13 protein-coding genes are annotated in these 17,212 nt (G+C 62.6%); 7 read left to right on the top strand and 6 right to left on the bottom strand.

Annotation, left to right across the window (positions count from 1 at the left end; genetic code table 11):
- Positions 1 to 3: 3 nt before the first annotated feature.
- From MME74_RS15390 to MME74_RS15375, 4 genes are all read right to left on the bottom strand, one after another.
- A complete protein-coding gene (locus tag MME74_RS15390) occupies positions 4 to 693 on the bottom strand; it encodes an HNH endonuclease (RefSeq protein ID WP_267415937.1) in 690 nt (229 codons plus the stop codon).
- Positions 690 to 1,787, bottom strand: coding sequence for a hypothetical protein (locus tag MME74_RS15385; RefSeq protein ID WP_267415936.1), 1,098 nt, complete (start codon positions 1,785 to 1,787; stop codon positions 690 to 692). The genes MME74_RS15390 and MME74_RS15385 overlap by 4 nt, the downstream gene beginning before the upstream one ends.
- 330 nt (positions 1,788 to 2,117) lie before the next feature.
- Positions 2,118 to 2,402 carry a hypothetical protein gene (locus MME74_RS15380; RefSeq protein WP_267415935.1) on the bottom strand — a complete coding sequence of 95 codons (285 nt, stop codon included), beginning with the start codon at positions 2,400 to 2,402 and terminating at the stop codon, positions 2,118 to 2,120.
- A 180-nt stretch (positions 2,403 to 2,582) separates the two neighbouring features.
- Positions 2,583 to 3,752 carry an endonuclease NucS gene (locus MME74_RS15375; protein ID WP_267415934.1) on the bottom strand — a complete coding sequence of 390 codons (1,170 nt, stop codon included), beginning with the start codon at positions 3,750 to 3,752 and terminating at the stop codon, positions 2,583 to 2,585.
- Positions 3,753 to 5,757: 2,005 nt separating this feature from the next.
- Between MME74_RS15375 and MME74_RS15370 the strand changes: the two genes are divergently transcribed.
- The 4 genes from MME74_RS15370 (at position 5,758) to MME74_RS15360 (ending at position 9,653) form a co-directional block, all read left to right on the top strand.
- The gene (locus MME74_RS15370; RefSeq protein WP_267415933.1) at positions 5,758 to 5,985 is read left to right on the top strand and encodes a helix-turn-helix transcriptional regulator; all 228 of its coding nucleotides are present in this window, start codon (positions 5,758 to 5,760) and stop codon (positions 5,983 to 5,985) included.
- Positions 5,937 to 6,578 carry a phage integrase central domain-containing protein gene (locus tag MME74_RS18380; protein WP_416383322.1) on the top strand — a complete coding sequence of 214 codons (642 nt, stop codon included), beginning with the start codon at positions 5,937 to 5,939 and terminating at the stop codon, positions 6,576 to 6,578. The genes MME74_RS15370 and MME74_RS18380 overlap by 49 nt, the downstream gene beginning before the upstream one ends.
- Positions 6,538 to 7,146: a site-specific integrase gene (locus MME74_RS15365; RefSeq protein ID WP_267415932.1), complete on the top strand. Its 609-nt coding sequence runs from the start codon at positions 6,538 to 6,540 to the stop codon at positions 7,144 to 7,146. The genes MME74_RS18380 and MME74_RS15365 overlap by 41 nt, the downstream gene beginning before the upstream one ends.
- Positions 7,147 to 7,364: 218 nt before the next feature.
- The gene (locus tag MME74_RS15360; RefSeq protein ID WP_267415931.1) at positions 7,365 to 9,653 is read left to right on the top strand and encodes an AAA family ATPase; all 2,289 of its coding nucleotides are present in this window, start codon (positions 7,365 to 7,367) and stop codon (positions 9,651 to 9,653) included.
- A gap of 367 nt (positions 9,654 to 10,020) precedes the next feature.
- Here the strand turns inward: MME74_RS15360 and MME74_RS15355 are convergent, their stop codons facing one another.
- Positions 10,021 to 13,545, bottom strand: a complete 3,525-nt coding sequence (locus MME74_RS15355) for a PIN domain-containing protein (RefSeq protein WP_267415930.1) — start codon at positions 13,543 to 13,545, stop codon at positions 10,021 to 10,023.
- 563 nt (positions 13,546 to 14,108) lie between these two features.
- On the opposite strand from MME74_RS15355, the gene MME74_RS15350 reads away from it, so the two are divergent.
- Entirely contained in the window at positions 14,109 to 14,744 is a 636-nt protein-coding gene (locus MME74_RS15350; protein WP_267415929.1) for a hypothetical protein, read from the top strand.
- On the top strand, positions 14,737 to 15,126 hold the full coding sequence (locus tag MME74_RS15345) for a hypothetical protein (protein ID WP_267415928.1): 390 nt from the start codon (positions 14,737 to 14,739) through the stop codon (positions 15,124 to 15,126). Before MME74_RS15350 ends, MME74_RS15345 begins: the two co-directional genes overlap by 8 nt.
- Positions 15,127 to 15,142: 16 nt before the next feature.
- Here the strand turns inward: MME74_RS15345 and MME74_RS15340 are convergent, their stop codons facing one another.
- Entirely contained in the window at positions 15,143 to 16,084 is a 942-nt protein-coding gene (locus MME74_RS15340; protein WP_267415927.1) for a LysR family transcriptional regulator, read from the bottom strand.
- A 124-nt stretch (positions 16,085 to 16,208) separates the two neighbouring features.
- On the opposite strand from MME74_RS15340, the gene MME74_RS15335 reads away from it, so the two are divergent.
- Positions 16,209 to 17,201, top strand: coding sequence for a DUF1852 domain-containing protein (locus tag MME74_RS15335; RefSeq protein ID WP_267415926.1), 993 nt, complete (start codon positions 16,209 to 16,211; stop codon positions 17,199 to 17,201).
- Positions 17,202 to 17,212: the final 11 nt, after the last annotated feature.

Raw genomic sequence — 17,212 nt, 5'->3', positions numbered from 1 at the left:
GTGTCAGTCCGAGGTCAGCGTTTCGTGCACTCTCGCGACGTCCGCTTGGCGGTCGGAGCGCCGCAGCCACTGGTCGTGGTAGCCGGAGGCTGAATGCCGGCGACCGCGGTGGTTGCCCGCGATGACGATGTCGGCGTATCGCGAGAGGAGGCCGTCCCAATGGGTCTCGGCGGCAGGCGAGACGAGGTTCACCTTGGGAAGCGTCTCCGCAGCGAGGCTCGACTTCCGGGTGTTGCACATCGCGTGCAGGGTTGTGAGGTTGTCGACGTCGCTTGAGCCGCCGCTGGCGTGGGCGAGCTTGTGATCAGCCTCGGGAGCGAGCGCCCAGTAGGCGGGGTGCACCGTCCCTCGGCGGTAGTGGGCATAGTACGGGAATGCTTCGGGGAAGACATCGCTGATCGCGACGAGGATGCAGCGCGGGATCGTCCGGCCGCCGCAGTAGGTGCAGAGGAACCCGTCTCGGAGGAACACCTGTGCTCTCGTGCGGTCGGAGACGTGGCGCGATGTGCGCACATCGTTGCTGGCGGTGGTCGAGCCGTGAAGCGTGAGACTACCCATCCACACCTCGCCGCCAATGGGGGCGAGGCGCTGCTCGGCCAGCTCGAGCGACGGCAGTGCCGCGGCGACGCCGGCGAGAGTCTCGCTGTACCGGGCGGCGGCGTCGTCAGGCAGAGAGTGGACCGCGACCGTCACGCAGGATCCAGCTCGGCCGTCGACGAGCCATCGGTTATGAACTCGCGAGTCCTCATGACGGCCGCGACGCCGAGGAAGCCGGCGAGGTGGACGACGTCGTTGCCGCCCATGACACGGTTCAGCGTGAACTTCCTCGGGAACTGCTCGAGGAGCGGGTTCTCGTCGTCGAACGTGCGCTTGGTCTTGAGAGCGAAGATGCGGGTGGTGTCGAGGGCCCGGAGGCTGTCGATCGAGAGAATCGATGAGGTGACGTTGCCCCAGATGAGTCGGTCGAACTGCTTCTGGTTGGTCCAGTGCTGGCGGATGCGCTTCGCGATCCCCGTCGACGAGTTCGCGACGCCGACATACACCTGGCAGTACTCGTCGAGCACCATGATGTAGAGCCCGGGCACGCCGTCCCACTTCGTCAGGTCCGTGACTTCGACCATGCCGCGCCGGCTGGCGACAGCCGACTGCAGAGCGCGCTCGAACTCCTCGCGATCGAGGGAGGCGAAGTGCGCCATGTTCAAGTCGAAGTTCTGCAGTGCTCTCTCGCGATGCTCTTCGCACCATTCGTCGGAGTGGAAGCGGTGTTCGGCGTCTTCGTACGACCAGTCGAGGGAATCCCACAGCTCGGGGTTGTCCTCACGGCGCCATCGCGGCAGCGACGAGCGCTTGTTGATCGTCGCGTAGGTCTCGCGAGAGATGCGGAGTCCGAGCCCGAAGTGACTGCGCACCGCCGTGCCGAAATGTGTGGCTCTCTCGATGCCGACGGCGCGCGGTCGGCCCTTGCGCGGTATCGCCACAGGCACGCCCCAGACCTTCCGTGAGAGCCGCGTCTGCCATCGGTGCCAGACGAGCGAGTGTCCGGAGTCCGTCAGCGCGTGAAGACTCGCATTCGCCTCCGCGCCGATCCCTACATCGAAGATGCGCGCGGGGTCGAACTCGAGGTGCGCACCTTTAGGGATGAGGCCGGCGCTGGTCAGCTCGAACGGGTCTGCGTCGCGGACGAGGTACCCGAACTCAGTGAGCTCCCGACGCAGGTTCTGCGCGGCTCGCTCCGCTGGCGCCCATACGAGAGTCTCGCACGGGGTGACGGTGATCTCGAGTTCCATGGTCATCCTCCGGGCTGTGAACTCTTATGTACGTTGTGAACTCTGGTGTACTTCGGAGTCAAGGAAACAGGATCCTCCATTGCTGAGGTGCTGGCTCGATTGAACTCCCAATCACGAGAGTCGGACCGGCACGAATAAGATCTCAGCATGATCGTGTCTAGCCACGTACCACTCGTTCGTCGTCTGACCGCCGTATTGGGTCCGACGCTCGTATCGACGTTGGCTGGGGCGAAAGACACGCAAGCTGCGACGAGGTGGAGTGAAGATAGCGGTCCTCGCCCTGACACAGAAGCGATCAGACGTTTGGAGTGTGCGGATGCGGTCTGGCGCTCAGTCAGTGACGCTGAAGGGGAGCACGTAGCGCGGCTGTGGTTCATCGGCGCGAATCCCTTCCTTCGAGGAGAGGACACCGCCATCACCGCCATCCGCGAGGGCCGATTCGACGAGGTTGTTGGCGCTGCTCAGGCGCTGGTGGAAGACACGTTCACCGGGTAGGCGGATGCCCCCGTTCGCCGTCGACGAGCGCCTGAAGTGCCGCTTGAACCTCGACTCGTGCGTCTTCCGGGGATAGCTCTCCAGTGAGGATGCGCCGAGCGCGGTCGAGATCTTGGGCACTCGGCTGATGCCCTCCGAGCTGCTGCCCCTTTTGAATCAGAGCTAAGGCGCGCATGACTTCGGCCTCGGTCAGAGGTTGCTGGTCCATCCGTCTTCCCCCTGTCCCGACGCCCGAATCTCGGGTTGGTGACCGCGCTAATCCGATGAGTGCTCGGAGCGACGCGCGCGGCGGAGTCGATCTCACATGCGAGCGTAACCACTGAGCAGCTGACCTGGGGCTGGCAACGGCCAGCCACCAACGAGCAGGCGAAGTCGTTCATGTTCGAGGGATGGATCCTCGTCCCAGTATTTTCTGTCCTTGCGCCAGCCTCCAACCATACTGACGGCGTTCCTCAGTTGGTGTGCAAACCCGTGCGTGGGCTTCAACCGTTCTACGCCGACAGATGCTTGCTCGTTGATCCACCAGTCGTAAAGCGCGTCCAGGAGCGGGTAGGGGACAAACGAAGTGGTGAAGCGAGGCATGAAAAGCTGCGCGAAACACAGGATGTCGCCGTGCGAGCCCTTCGTGAAGAATGGTCCGTCGTAACGGGAGCGCTCCGGCCGCTGCTTGTGGATATGGCTGAGCAACTGGCTGGTGCTGTGCTCAACCGCAGCGACCGTTGCTAGGTGAAGTTCCTCGAGCTGCGCGCGCACGCTGATCTGTTTCTGTTTGGGGCCAAGGTCGATCCATTCGCTGGCTGTCACAAAGGTTTCACCGCGATGCCGAGAAGCACCGACCACATAGAGGCTGATCGGTAGATCCTTCTCGCGCAGGAACTTGACCGCCTGCAAAGTGGCTGCATCGATCTGTCGGGCGACGAGAGACATCGTCTGAGTTTGATTGAGGACCGCTGGCATCGGCTTACCGAAATACTCAGCGTATGCCTGCGCGAGAGAAGGGGCGACCGTCGCTTCTCGTCTCAACCGTTGGTTGCGCTCGAGGATGTACTCCTCGAAGACGGCTTCCAGCGATGCTCGATCGAGGCCATCTACCCACGCACCGTAGGAGATGACTTGACCAACCTCTAGATCCTTCGCGCGATCCCGCTTCAGCTCCATCGTTTTAGTGGAGCCGTCTTCTCTGAGCCCGAGGAGATCCAGGACACGGCCGAATGGTGTTTTGACCTGTCGACCGATGATCAGGACCCTCTCGCCTACTAACTCAGGTGTGGACTCGATCAAGTCCTCGAGATTGGTCTCGAGAGCGAAAGGTTGGGGGAGTACCGGCACGAGACCATCGCCCGCCAGTCGCCACAGCGGGAGGGCGTGCGCCGCACGCGGAGCCCCTGAGCGCCTGCCGCCGTCCCGACGCCGACGCGAGGACTTCTGCGATGCTGGATCTGGCTGGGAGGAGGTGTCGTTGGTGCTCATCGATCAGGACAGTAACTGACACCGCGGACATTCCTCCGGACCACGAACCTAGCCCGTTCTGCACGGTCTTCATACGACCGACTGTCCGGAGAGAGCGAGTAGTCCAAACGGACACGCGGGTCACGAAGCGCTCCCACTATGTGGATATCCTGCTATCTATACAGCTCCGTGTGGCCACCACGGGGCCCCGAAGAGGCCAGCAAGAGGCCAGCAAAAGGCCAGACGATCATTCGTATTCGAGTGTGTCCGCCTCGAGGCCATCTGATGGCCACTATGTGGTCACCAGTCGCCCAGTGGTGACCGTTTCGTGGCCGCTTGGCGACCAAATCAATACTCTCTAGCGCCGAAATCGATCTCAAGCGGTGCTTGCCGCCTGCGAGCCGCGGGACAACTTTGCGCTCGGTGCGATCGATGGAGGAACGTGCCGGCTCTTTCGCGCTCACGCTCGCGCTCCGGGCGCTATCTCTCTCGGCCTGTCTGGAAGCGTTTTGGATCATCGCGGCGAGATCGAGAGCGGCGGTGTCTCTTCCAGCTGTCGGATGAGTGTCATCGTCGCAGCAGTCGAGCGTGAACAGATGGCCTCAGGCAACCGCCTCCAGGCGGTCGCGTCGGGGGAGGAACAAGCATGATGCGAAGACCGGAAACAGGCGCTTCGTCGCTTCGCTCAAGGCTTGTCCCCGTGGTGCCACCTCGTTTTAAACCATGGGGACACGCCACCCCCGACTTCGCAAGGCAAAAGGGTCGCCATGTCCCCACGACCCCCTGCGGGCCCTTCGGATTCGGCCTTGGGGACATGGATGATGGGGACACGATTGTGCTCAAAGTGATCTGCTGCTTCCGCTAAAGCCCGTCGCGGATTCGTTGTTCACAAGGTGCCACTTCGTTCGCAAGCTTGTGAACAACGAATCCGCGACTTTCCGGGGCAAGAGAGACGCCTGTTGACACGCTGGCTCCGTTCTTCGTCCTGAGTCAGCGCGTCAACAACGAGGTTGAGTCAAGGTGAAAGTCCCGATCAAGCAGCAGATCAGATCCCGATTCCTCGCTGAAGCTCGGCCTCGGGGCCAAAAGAAGGGAAGAGCATAAGGGGAGGTGGCGCCGGGCTGCGTTTCTCACCTCGCTTCGCTCGGCGGAAACTTGACCGGTGGTCGGCGTAGCCGACACCTCCCAGGGCGCTTGGCTGTCGCTTCGCTCGGCCCGCTAACGCTGTAGATCTCTCGACCCGGTCTTCTTCTGACTTGTCGAAGGCTCACAGACAGAAGCCCCGCAAGCTGCGTCCAACGTCATCTCGCTGCGGGGAGTGGTTCGTCGTGACTTCCGTGCCGATCGCTGCAGGTTCTGGTGGCAGGTGACTTTGCAAGAACCGCGGGATTCGATATGCGGGTCCTCGGCAGACAGGTTGACCGCTGGTGAGCGCGTGTACCTGCACATGTTCCTGCAACGCCAGGTACATGGCCGAGGGGCAGAAATCCCAGTTCGTGGGGGGTTTTCGGGCCGTCGGGACGAGGTGATGCAGGTTTTGCACTATTTGCGTCTGATCTGCGATTTTCACAAATGTACCTGGTGTACCTGCCCTCGAACGCAAACCTCTATATAGGAGGCCTACTGGCTCAGGCGAGATGGAGATGTGGACAACGACAATGTCTTTCTCCTTTTCTAGTTAGACCAGGTACACCAGGTACACACCGGGGGAGAGGAGCTTTGAGGTGCAGAATGACGCCGATCTTGATGTAACTGGTGGTGTAACTGGAAGCTCTGATTCCGCAGGTACGTACCAGGTACACACCGCGTGCCGCGCTAGCGGAGGGGCGACGCGAGTGGCAACGCATCGACGGTTGGCATCGGTGTACACGTCGAAGTGTCTGCGGTGCTGTGTACAGTCGTGAGCAAGCCTGAATGACAGTAAAAGGGCAGGGCCAAAGCAGGTCCGACCGGTGGATACGCCAAGCAACCGCTAACGGGTTCGGCTACGAGGTCCTCTTGGAAGTTTGACTTCTAAGGGAGATCCATGTCTTTTTCCACCCCTGTGAGCACGAGCCTGCTGGACTCGTTGATCACGCCGGCAACACTAGCCGAACGACTCGGCACGACCGAGCGCAGCCTGAGCGAATGGCGTATCACTGGCCGCGGACCGAAGTTCATCCGAATCGGTCGCAGCCCCCGCTATCGTCCCGAGGCTGTCGACGAATGGTTGCTCGCGCAAGAGTATGCAAGTACGTCGGAGGAAGCCGCCTGATGGGCAGCGCATACTCGTACGACACAAAGAACGGTAAACGCTGGGAAGCGCGATATCGCAAGCCAGACGGAAAGACCGCTCGCAAAGGCGGATTCACGCGTAAGCGGGACGCTGAGGCGTACATCACCTCGGTGGAGTCCGCAAAGCTGCAAGGCGCGTATATCGCCCCGGGGGAGTCTCGAGTCACGGTCGGTGAACTCGGTGCTGCCTGGCTGACCGCGCATGCCGTCGCGGTGAAGCCGTCCACGTTCCACAGTGACGAGAGTGCGTGGCGCGTGCACGTCGAGCCAGCGTGGGGAACCCGCCGTGTCGGAACGATTCGGCACACCGAGGTTGCTGCTTGGATCGCCGAGCTGAGCGTTGACCGTTCAGCCACGACCGTGAAGCGGTGCCATGGGGTCCTCGCATCGATCCTTGATGGAGCGGTTCGCGACCGCCGGCTCCAGTCCAATCCGGCGCGGGAGGTGAAGACCCCGGAAGGTTCGGAAGCAGAGGGCATACCTTACGCATCAGCAGGTCGAACGGCTCGCAACGGCGTCGCTCTATCCCGACGTGGTGCGCTTCCTCGCCTACACAGGTCTCCGTTGGGGTGAAGCGACGGGACTCACGGTTACAGATGTCGATGTGGCGCGACGCCGATTGAACATCTCGTCGAACGCAGTCATCGTCAACGGACATGTGGTCGTCGGGACGCCGAAGACGCACGAACGTCGTACTGTTGTCTATCCGGCCTTCCTGGATGCGGCGATGGCTCAAGCGGTCACGCTCAAGCGACCGGACGAACTGATCTTCCCTGCGGAGACCGGTGGCTACCTTCGGCCGGGCAACTCGAAGTCCGGGTGGTTCGCAGGGGCATGCAAGCGCGCTCGGCTGGAGGACGCGTCTGCTGCTGAGGCGAGCGAGCGCGGAGGGGCGCTTCGTGCGGTCATGCCGCGCGTGACACCCCACGATCTTCGGCACACCGCGGCGTCGCTCGCGATCAGCGCCGGCGCCAACGTCAAAGCGGTCCAGCGCATGCTCGGGCATGCGAGCGCAGCGATGACCCTCGACACGTACGCCGATCTGTTTGACGACGACCTCGACGACGTCGCATCAGCACTCGACAGCGCGCGGGCAGAAGCGTTCGGAGGGGGGCTTCACTACTCGTCTGACGCTAACTGATTCGCGCAGCCTGCATATCGTGGTCGTGCTACTCGCCCAATGTCCCCGCGTCATGCAGGGCTCCGAGAGTGACGAACGGCGGCTGCGCGCCAAGCAGAGGCGTTGACTTGGAGCTCGTGTGAGAGTGACCGCGTGAGAAGTCGCCGCACGCACGGCGCATCTGAATACTCGGGCTGTACTGCGCGTGGACGAGCGATTGTGACCAGTACGGTGAGAGCATGCTCCGCAGACTCGAGATGAAAGAACAATGGCGATTGTTCGAGAAGGGCATGTGGCCCGAAGATCGCCCGCTGGGTCACGCGACCGTCGTGTACGGCCATAACGGCAGCGGCAAGTCCACGCTCGCCGAGCTGCTCTTGAGCCTGGGCGCAGGAAAGGCCGCCACCGGAGTTGTATGGGAGACGAGCGATCAGGTGAAGGTCGCAGTCCCCGCTGGCGGCAGTAGTCCCTCGCCGGCGATGGCTGTCTTCACCCGGGCGTGGGTTCAAGCAAATCTCTCAGAGTTCCTGGCTGGCGAGAATGCCGAGGCCATCGTCACCCTGGGGCAGGAAGCCATCGACTCGAAGGAGACGCAGAAGAGTCTCGAAGAGGAGATCGCCGGCTTGCGCGACAGCGCAGTCGAAGCTGAAGATCTCCGAACCAAGCTCGAGAAGCGCGCAGCCAAGCTTGTGCGCGACGCGCAAGACCGCATTGTCAGCGAGCTTCAGCGATTCGACTACAGCCACTACAGCCGAAACCGCTACTCGGTGGTCAGGGTCGGAGAGATGTTACGAGCTCCGAGGACTGACTTCCCAGACGACGGCGCCCACGCGGACGCTCTCGTGCAACTTGGCGAGGAACCGCCCGTTGCCATTAGTCCAGTACTGGTTGCGCCCCTCGCGCTGAGGGGCGAGCTGAGTGAGCTGGGGTTCATATTGAATCGTACGCCGACACGGGTTGCGCTCGGCGCTCTTGAAGCAGCGCCACACGCACAGACATGGGTTGAGCGGGGCCTAGCGCTCCATGAAGAGCGGGACAACTGCCTTTTCTGCGACGGTGAGATAACGAGTGCGCGGCGACAGCAACTCGCTCAGCACTTCGATAAGAGCTGGCTGGAGATCCGAAGCGCGGCACAGCAGTTGCTTCGAGTTGTGACCGGACGCAAGCAAGACCTGGAGGCTTGGCTCGACTCGTTGCCGGCTCCGTCGGAACTTGTGAGGGACTTGCAGGTTGTCTATGAACAAGCGGTCGAGCGAGCGCGCGGCGACGTCGACGCACGCGTTAGGAGTCTCGAGCTTGTTGAGGCCGCTCTCGCAGCCAAGGTCGCTGATCCAAGTGCGGTCCCTGACGAACCCGACTGGTCTGTTCTCGGCGACGCAGTCTCCGCAACCGTTCTGTCAGAGGCCGTACACGACCACAACGAACAAGCGAAAGGCCACCGAGAGCTTACCGAACAGCGCAAGTCGGTTGTTCTGGACCACATCGTCGGATCCCACGGCCAGGCCTTTCGCGATTTGGAGAAGCAAGTAGCAGATGCGAAGAGCGCCAGCGATACTGCTGCCAAGTCGGTCGAACTAGCCAGCCGCAATCTGGATCGCGTGCGGCAGGAGCAGTTCACGACGAAGGATATGGCCGACAAGCTCACGCGCGATCTGGCACGTGTCTATGGGAAGGCACATCTCAGCATCGCCGTGACCGATGATGGCAAGTCCTACACCTGTCGACGGGGTGAAAAGGCGGGCACCAATTTGAGCGAGGGAGAACGCACCACGTTGTCGCTGCTCTACTTTCTCCGGAACCTTGAAGATCAGCAGACACACGGTATCGACCCGCGGGAACGCATCGTTGTGATTGACGACCCTTCCAGTTCGCTTGACCGCGAAGCATTGTTTGCCACCCATCAGTGGCTTTTTAGCACTCTTCAGAACTTCGGTCAGTACGTCGTTCTGACTCATGACTTCAATTTGCTACGCCTCTTCATCACATCGCATAGGAGCAGGTGGAGCGCATCTGCCAAGGCTCTGCGCGACGGCGATACCAATGAGGCGAGATTCCCGAGGGTCGCGTTCCTGGAAATGTTCGCAGCCACGAAGGAAGGGAAGCGGGCGACGAAGGTCGGCCCGTTGCCGGATCTCCTGCGGAACAGCACATCCGAGTATGCGTATCTCTTCTCGATGGTGATGAAGGGGGTCCACGACGGCGAGGATCATGAGCGCCTGTTCTTGCTCCCCAATGCCGCCAGGCGGGTACTCGAGTCATTCGCTAGCTATAAGGCACCGCATCTGCCGAACTTCCTCCAGCAGCTGGAAGCACTAGTGCTGGCTGACCCCGATGAGCCATATCGTGACGTGTACGACTTCTGCAATCGCTTTTCCCATGGCGAGGGTAACGAAACAGTCGAAGTGCTCGATGCGAGGGTTGTGCATGGCCAAGTCCGCCGTTGTATGGAGTTCCTGCGGGCGGTTGACAGAGAGCACTTCGACAACATGTGTAAGGCCGTGAAGGTGGACCCCGAAGCGCTCTCGTAGTCGCTTCGATATGTAAGGTGCTCGGCCCGGCGAACAGCTCCAGACCTTGGCGACGCTCGTCCATGTCAGCCCCGCGACCCCAGCGGCCGATGGACGTCGTGACCTGCAACGAGACTGGCCACAGGGGTGCAGCTCTACGTCACGGGCAGATTCACGAGGTGCATACTCAGGCCCCCGTCACCGCTCCCGAGCAGCATTTACGTTTGATGATGGGTGGGGCGACCAAGGTCGCCCCACCCATCATGTTGGCTGCAGGCTTATGGGCCTATCCGACAACGTCGCCGTCCACGTTCTCCTGTGTTTTCAGCAGTAGCGAAGCTCGCACGAGAGTGCTTCTCAGCCCTCGGGCCGCGACCGCGAGCTCTCCCTAGTCGTCGTCGCGGAAGATGACTTCCAGCACGAGTTGCCGATCAGGATCCGGTAGAAGCTTTACCTTCCCGAGGAGCAGGGTCGCTGCAAGATCGGTAGGGAGGATTGATCGCAAACTTCCCCAGTGTGCGGTCACTGCTTGGCGAAACGCAGGGTACCAACGATCCGTCGCTGCCTCCCGCAACCCCTTGAAGATGAACTGAAGAACGTGCGCCGCAGTCCACGACATCGTTAGGGCCGCTCGGATGAAGAGCGCGAGGTTGTCGACTGCTTCTTCTTCTGTGCCCGCGATCCCCGTGACATATCTGGCGCCTACGGCTGCCCAATCCTGCATCGCATCCGGTTCGGCTACGCATCTTTCCATGCCACGAACGATGATCTCGATTTTGCTGGCCGCGGACGTCGGACCGCCGTGCAAGATTGCCTGCCCCAGCCCGGCGGGTGCGAGGCCAATAGCAGCCGCCAGTTCCCAAGGGTTTTTCCTGTAGCGAATCCCAACGAGATGTTCACGAATAAGAGCCGCGTCGATGACGTCAGCTTGCTCTTCGGTGAGCTGCCCGGCGGCACGCATGTACTCCACAACTGTCGGCGTCCCGAAGGATGATATTCCGAAGGCACCAGCTATCTGTCTAGTCGCAGCATCATCGCACCAGAGGGGAACGTCCGCTTCGGCAGCCCGGAGGATCGCCTCGGACCACGCTCCTAAGAGGTCTTCGAATCGTTCGGTCGGAGGCGCCAGCTGTGGCGGATCCGATCGTTCGGCGAGCCGGAGGAGAACGATCAGCTTTTCTGTCAGGCGACGGCGCTCCGCGACCTCCTCCTCGGGAATGAACATGACGGTCGGACCCTGATCGACGGTGCTCGGGACGAAGACATCGCCGGCCCGCTCAAAATCGATCCCCGCATCATTCGCGTCGCGAAGTTGACCATATGTGCCGAACAGTCGTTTGGGAACACGGCTGAGCACTTCCGCGAGGTCGTCATCAAGAGTTGCGAGGGTTAGGGCTGCCGTTGTGTCCAGGGCGGCGCCCCGCAAGCTGGCTATTTCGACGGCCGTGTAGTCCACGGGTCTCTCATCCGAACCACCCGCGAAGCGAGGCGAATGGCGGCTCTTGACGAGTATCTCGGCAAGGCCCCGCCGCGAGAAGTGGGCGATCAACCCGACGGGCAACGACCCATCGCGCAGGTGGGCATCAAGGTCATTGGTAGGGCGGGGACCACCGGCAGCTCGATCGATCGCAGCAAGCAGCTCCTTCGGATCATCTCCCTCCATCGTCACGGCCCAAACCAGACGGGGGCGATCGGGGAAGTCCGTGTGATATTCGTCAGCTAGGGCGAGTAGCTGCACTTCGGTGTCTCGATACTCGATGGGGGCGATTAACAATGCGCCCACTGCTAGCCGTCGAACCTGCTCGTGAGAAGAGAATCTATGGCTCAGACTGAGAACTTCGCTCACCTGCGCCATCTCTGTGCCGAAGCGCTGGAAAAGATGCAGCCACATAGACGCCTGACCGGCGTCATGAGGGACACGGCACACCGGGTGTGCTTTCCATTCCTTGAACGCCTGGAGGTCGTCGGCAGCGTGATTGTAGGCAAAGACCAATGACCAGGCTGCGTCGGCTGCATCGGGTTCGATGCGCAGCAGAGCTCGCGCTGGCAGGATGAGCTCTTCCCACTGCCTGTCCTGATACATCGCCTGGATTTGTAGTCGAAGGGCACGCGCACGTGCCCCCCAGGCTTGTCCGCCCGCAACGATAGCCCGTTGTGCCCGGTCGACGGCCTTCTCATGGTCGCCGCGATCGAGGTGATACCGCGCTGCCCGGAACCATTCGTCAGGATCGCCCCACCGACGCGCTGATTGTTCGGCGAGGCGGAGAGCGTCATCGGGTCGTTCGTGTTCGGCGTAATACTGGCCCAGGGCGCGGGCGAGCCTCGGGTTATCTAGCGCCGCGGATGCCGCGCGCGACTCAGCGCCGGGCTGCTCTCGAAACAGGGCCGCAATACTGTCAATCTCGTCGCACAACTGGGCGTTGAGCGGGCGCATGATCTCGACGAAGGGATGCACGATGCCGCGATGAGCAAGAACAGAGCAGATCGCTGCTTTCTCGTTCCAGTCCTCGGTGGCATCTACCGCTTCGGACCATAGTCGGACGGCCTTGTCACCCTCCACTTCGAGTTCAGCCTCACGTGCTGCGAGTTGCAGTCGCATCGAGGCTGATGCGGTTTCGCCCATTAGTGTGTGCGCGCCTGACAGCTGTCCGGTGTGGAGAAGCGCGAGCGCCGCGGCGTTGCGAACACTAGCGTGAGCGGCTTCGGCAGCGGTCGCCTCTCCTTCTGGGGTAGCAGTGAAAAGCGCCTTCGCGCGGTCATAGTCTTGAAGCAGCATGGAGGCTTCGATGGCAAGCACGACTGCCTCAGAGTTGGGAACTCCGGTCCGTCGCTGGCTGTTTCTGATATCGATCGCGAGGCGCCGCGCCGCCGACAGATCTTCGGTTTGAGTGTGAAACTCACCCACCAGGGACCGCGCGATGAGAGCACGAACGCCGATTACGCCTGCGGCTCCAAACCCGTCGGCTTCGAACGCATCTACCGAGAACTCGATAGCCTCGTCGAGTCGTCGCGCCTCGATTAGCTGCTGCGCGCGAATGGAGGCCGCGAGAGCTCGTTGCATCGCTGTCTGCGGAGTCCAGTCCAGCAGGTGCTGCTCTCGCTCGGAGAGCTCGTTGTCCGTTAAGATCGCCTCGATCAACGGGTGCCCGCGATCGTGGGCGAGGAGGTCAAGTGCGTCCGACTCCGAACGATTGATCCCCACGATCTGCACAAGCCAGTACGCGCGTGGAGTGGCTCCGCCTTCGAGCGCACGCTCGATCCAGGCGCGCGCGTTAGTGTGGTTCCCGCAGGTGATCGCTAGGAGACCGAGCCACCCGTCCACAGCTTCGCTCTCTTCGAGCCACGACGGCCGGGCACGAAGCCAATCCTTGAGAGTCTCGCCACGCTCCTGCGGCTTGGCAAGCGTTCGAAGCATCCGGAGCAAGGCCCGCTCGCCGATCGCACCCTCCAGCGCTCGCGCATCCTCCGCGAGCGCCGCGGGAAAGTGGGCAAGAGCGGACTCCATCGTGTCCTTGCCAAGCTCCGCCATCTCTGTGATCGGAACGATAACTTGCTCGTACACCAGCGCTTGGGAGTCACCAGCGCTTAGTTGTCGTGCGGTCGCAGTCCGCAGAAGAGGGAGCAGAAACCCGCTTGGAGGCCCCTCGAGGCCGTCGCATCTAATCGTGTCGAGGAGTTCTCTGGCAGCCGTACCAGCAGGACCATTTGTTTTGCAGGCGGTCATCAAATCAGAGTTCATGAGCGCAGCGCGGAGGGGCTTTAGTGGCACTTTCACGCCTAGCTCTTGCGCCGCGGATGCAGCGCTCCTCGCGATGCGCCATTCAAGCGTCAGCTTCTTCCCGAGACCGACGGCAGCAGAAGTAGCCACCTTGCCGCCGGCAGAGATCGCCGCCCCAGTTATCGGATCAATCACGTTGGCCTCCTTGAGGCGAGCATACGATGGGCAACCGACATGAATAGCGAAAGGCCGAACTGAGCGATCGGGTGCTCCGGTACCACGCCGAGTCGGTCGCTGAGGGTACGGGTTGCGACGTGCGCGACTCACGTCACTCTCGTAACCCGGCGTGTTGAGTCGTCTTCACGCTCACGTTCGTAACCGACTTCTGCCCTGAGCGTTAGCGGTAACGCAGCAGTAACGGAACTCGTGCGGGACTAGGTGAGCTGGTGTGAGCAGATGTGGGTCGCTTCCTTGTTTTTCCGCTGTTCCGCAAGAGCTGGACCCAGGGTCTGGACTGCAGAATGGGTTCAAATCCCACCGTCACCGCCACCACGAAGGCCCCGAATCCCATGGAAACACTGGGAAGCGGGGCCTTCGTCTTGTTCGACGCGGGATGAGCAGTGATGCCGTCGCAACGCTGCGCCGCGGTCTGATGCCGATGAGGGAACAAGGCGCGGCGTGCATCGCGAGGCCGAGCTGGTCACCCTCCGGACGCTCCCGCTCTTGGCTACGCTGAGTCGGATGAACGGTTCCGTGTCGTGAGTTTCACTCCGCTGCAATCCCGATCCCGGTCGCTGGGCGCGTGGTTCCGCACGCATCCGGAGCGGTTCGTGACGGAACGGTCGCGTCGGCAGATGCTGATCTGGATGGTCGTGGCCGCTGCCGCGGTCGTGGTCGCCCTACTGGTCTACCTGAACCAGGACGCGACGGTCGAGCTGTTGGGTGGTCGCGTGCGATCCGGGCTGGCGGTCGCCGGGGCCTTCGTCTTGCCGCCGGTGATCTTCGCGGTGTGCATCGTGATGATCCTTCGGCCGTCGCAGCGCTGGCGGGTCCGTGGGGGTGGTGTGCTCGCGAACCCGGTCGTGGTCGGCGTGGATGCGACATTCCCGGTCCAGTCTCTGGTCTCGGCGATCCGTGAAGGTACCGACGAGGAGATCGTGTCGGGGCTCACGGCCGCGCACCGGCGCGTGGCCGACTCCTGGGTGCTGACCGTGTTCTCTTCCGAGGCGGACGAGGTGATGTACATCGGGGTTCTGCGCGTGGACGGCAAGACCGTGTGGATCGACGAGGAGCCGGTGCGCGTGGACCGGTTCGTGGACCTGAAGCGGTTGAACGCGCTCGCGCTTCGCGCATCGGGGAGACGTCCCGAGCAGAAGGGCACTGCGGATGGATGATCTGAAGTCGGGTCTGTTCGCCCTGCTCGACGGCGCGGAGTACGAGGTCGTCAGCACGTTCGGCTGGTCACTCCGGTCGTGGACGCCGGCGCCGGGATTCACCAAGAGAGCGGGGAAGACCGGCTACTTCCGGGCCATCGATCGGAAGGAGGGTCTGCCCGTCTTCCGCATCGCTCACGGAGGGACGTATGCCGGCGTCCCGATCCAGATCGCCTCGAGCGGTGACGGCCGAGTCGTCGCGGCCTCCCACGACCCCGGTGCCGGTGACGCGGGGTTCACACAACACGGCCGCAGCGAGTGGTACAAGACGATCGACCGCTCCGACCCGAAACTGCGGATCGAGACGACGCGGACACCGGTCCGCGCCCCCTGGCTCGCATAGAGCCGCGCGAGCACGCTCAGCCGAGCAGTTCCACCCCGAAGTCCGACACGACGGTCCGCAGCTCGGCGAGGTAGCGCTGCGCCTGCTCGGTGAGCGGGATCGCGGAGTGGCCGATCCAGCCGATCTCGATGCGCTCGTCGATGTCGAGCGGGATGGCGACGATCTCGGGGTCGAGGTCATCGCTGATGATGCCCGTCGAGATGGTGTAGCCGTCGAGCCCGATCATCAGGTTGAAGATGGTCGCGCGGTCGGACACGCGGATATCGCGCGGGCTCGAGAGGGTGGAGAGGATCTCCTCGGCGAAGTAGAAGGAGTTGTTCGCGCCCTGGTCGAAGGTGAGCCTCGGCACGTCGGCGAGATCGGCGAGGGTCACGCGATCTCGAGTGGCGAGGGGGTTCTTGCGGGAGATGAAGATGTGCGGTTCCGCGATGAAGAGCGGGTGGAACGCGAGCCCGGAGTCGCGGAGCAGCTTGTCGATGACGTTGCGGTTGAAGTCGTTCCGGTAGAGGATCCCCAGCTCGCTGCGGAGGGTGCGGACGTCTTCGATGATGTCCCACGTCCGCGTCTCCCGCAGCGAGAATTCGTACTCGGCCGCCGAGGTCGCCTTGACCATCCGCACCAGTGCGTCGACCGCGAACGAGTAGTGCTGCGTCGACACACCGAGCAGGCGTCGCGACGGTGGTCGGCCGAGGTATCGCTGTTCGAGGAGTGCGACCTGCTCGACGACCTGCCGGGCGTACCCGAGGAACTCCACGCCGTCCGTGGTGAGGGTCACGCCCCGGGCGGAGCGGAGGAGGAGCACGCGCCCCACCCGGCTCTCCAGGTCCTTCATCGCCGCCGACATCGTCGGCTGAGCGACGTAGAGCAGATCGGCGGCGGCGCTGATCGATCCCTCCGCGGCGACCTCGATGTAGTAGGTGAGCTGCTGCAGCGTGATGCCGCTCGAACGCTTGGCCATAGTTGCAGACTATGTCATCGCATAGTCAGAGCACATTTCTCGATAGGGGCCCTCGGGTCGCACCATGGAGGTACCCCCTTCCGCGAGGCCGAGCCCGGCCGATCAGCACACCGATTGGCCCCTCATGGCACACGAATTCACGTTCCGCATCACGACGACCCGGTTCGACGAGGACTACTCGCCGTCGGACAACTCCCGGATCACCACGAACTTCGCCAACCTCGCACGGGGGGAGCACCGTCAGCAGAATCTCCGCAACGCCCTGACGATGATCGACCGTCGGTTCAACGATCTGGCGCGCTGGGACAACCCGGACGGGGACCGCTACACCGTCGAACTCGAGATCGTCTCGGTGGCGGTGCAATTCGCCGCCGAGGGTGAGGACAAGGAGTTCCCGCTCCTCGAGGTGCTGGACATCCAGGTCGTCGACCGCCTCACCGGGAAGCGCAGCCACGGGATCGTGGGGAACAACTTCTCGTCCTACGTCCGCGACTTCGACTTCAGCGTGCGACTGCCGGCGGCCAGCGAGGCTGCAGGAGGGTTCAGCGTTCCGGCCGACTTCGGCGACCTGCACGGCAAGCTCTTCCAGCACTTCCTGGACTCGGAGACCTATCGGGAGCGCTTCACCGTGTCGCCCGTGATCTGCATCAGCGTCTCGACGAGCAAGACGTACCGTCGCACCGAGAACCACCACCCGATCCTCGGTGTCGAGTACGAGCAGAAGGACCCCTCCCTGACCGATGAGTACTTCGGGAAGATGGGGCTCGCGGTCCGGTACTTCATGCCCCGCGGCAGCGTCGCGCCGCTGGCGTTCTACTTCCGCGGCGATCTGCTCGGCGACTACACGAACCTCCAGCTCATCGGCACGATCAGCACGATGGAGACGTTCCAGAAGATCTACCGACCCGAGATCTACAACGCCAACTCGGCCGCCGCGAGCATCTATCAGCCGAGCCTCGAGCAGCAGGACTACTCGGTGACGAAGATCGCCTACGACCGCGACGAGCGCAGTCGGCTCGCGGCCGAACAGGGGAAGTACGCGCACGAGCACCTCGTGAAGCCGCACGGACACATCCTCGAGCAGTGGGCCGCCACCTACCCCGTTCCTGTCGGATGACCACCGGAGAA

Source organism: Microbacterium oxydans, assembly GCF_026559675.1.
GTDB classification, from domain to species: domain Bacteria; phylum Actinomycetota; class Actinomycetes; order Actinomycetales; family Microbacteriaceae; genus Microbacterium; species Microbacterium oxydans_D.
Note: the sequence above shows the minus strand (reverse complement) of the source record. Positions and strands in the feature narration are given on the sequence as shown.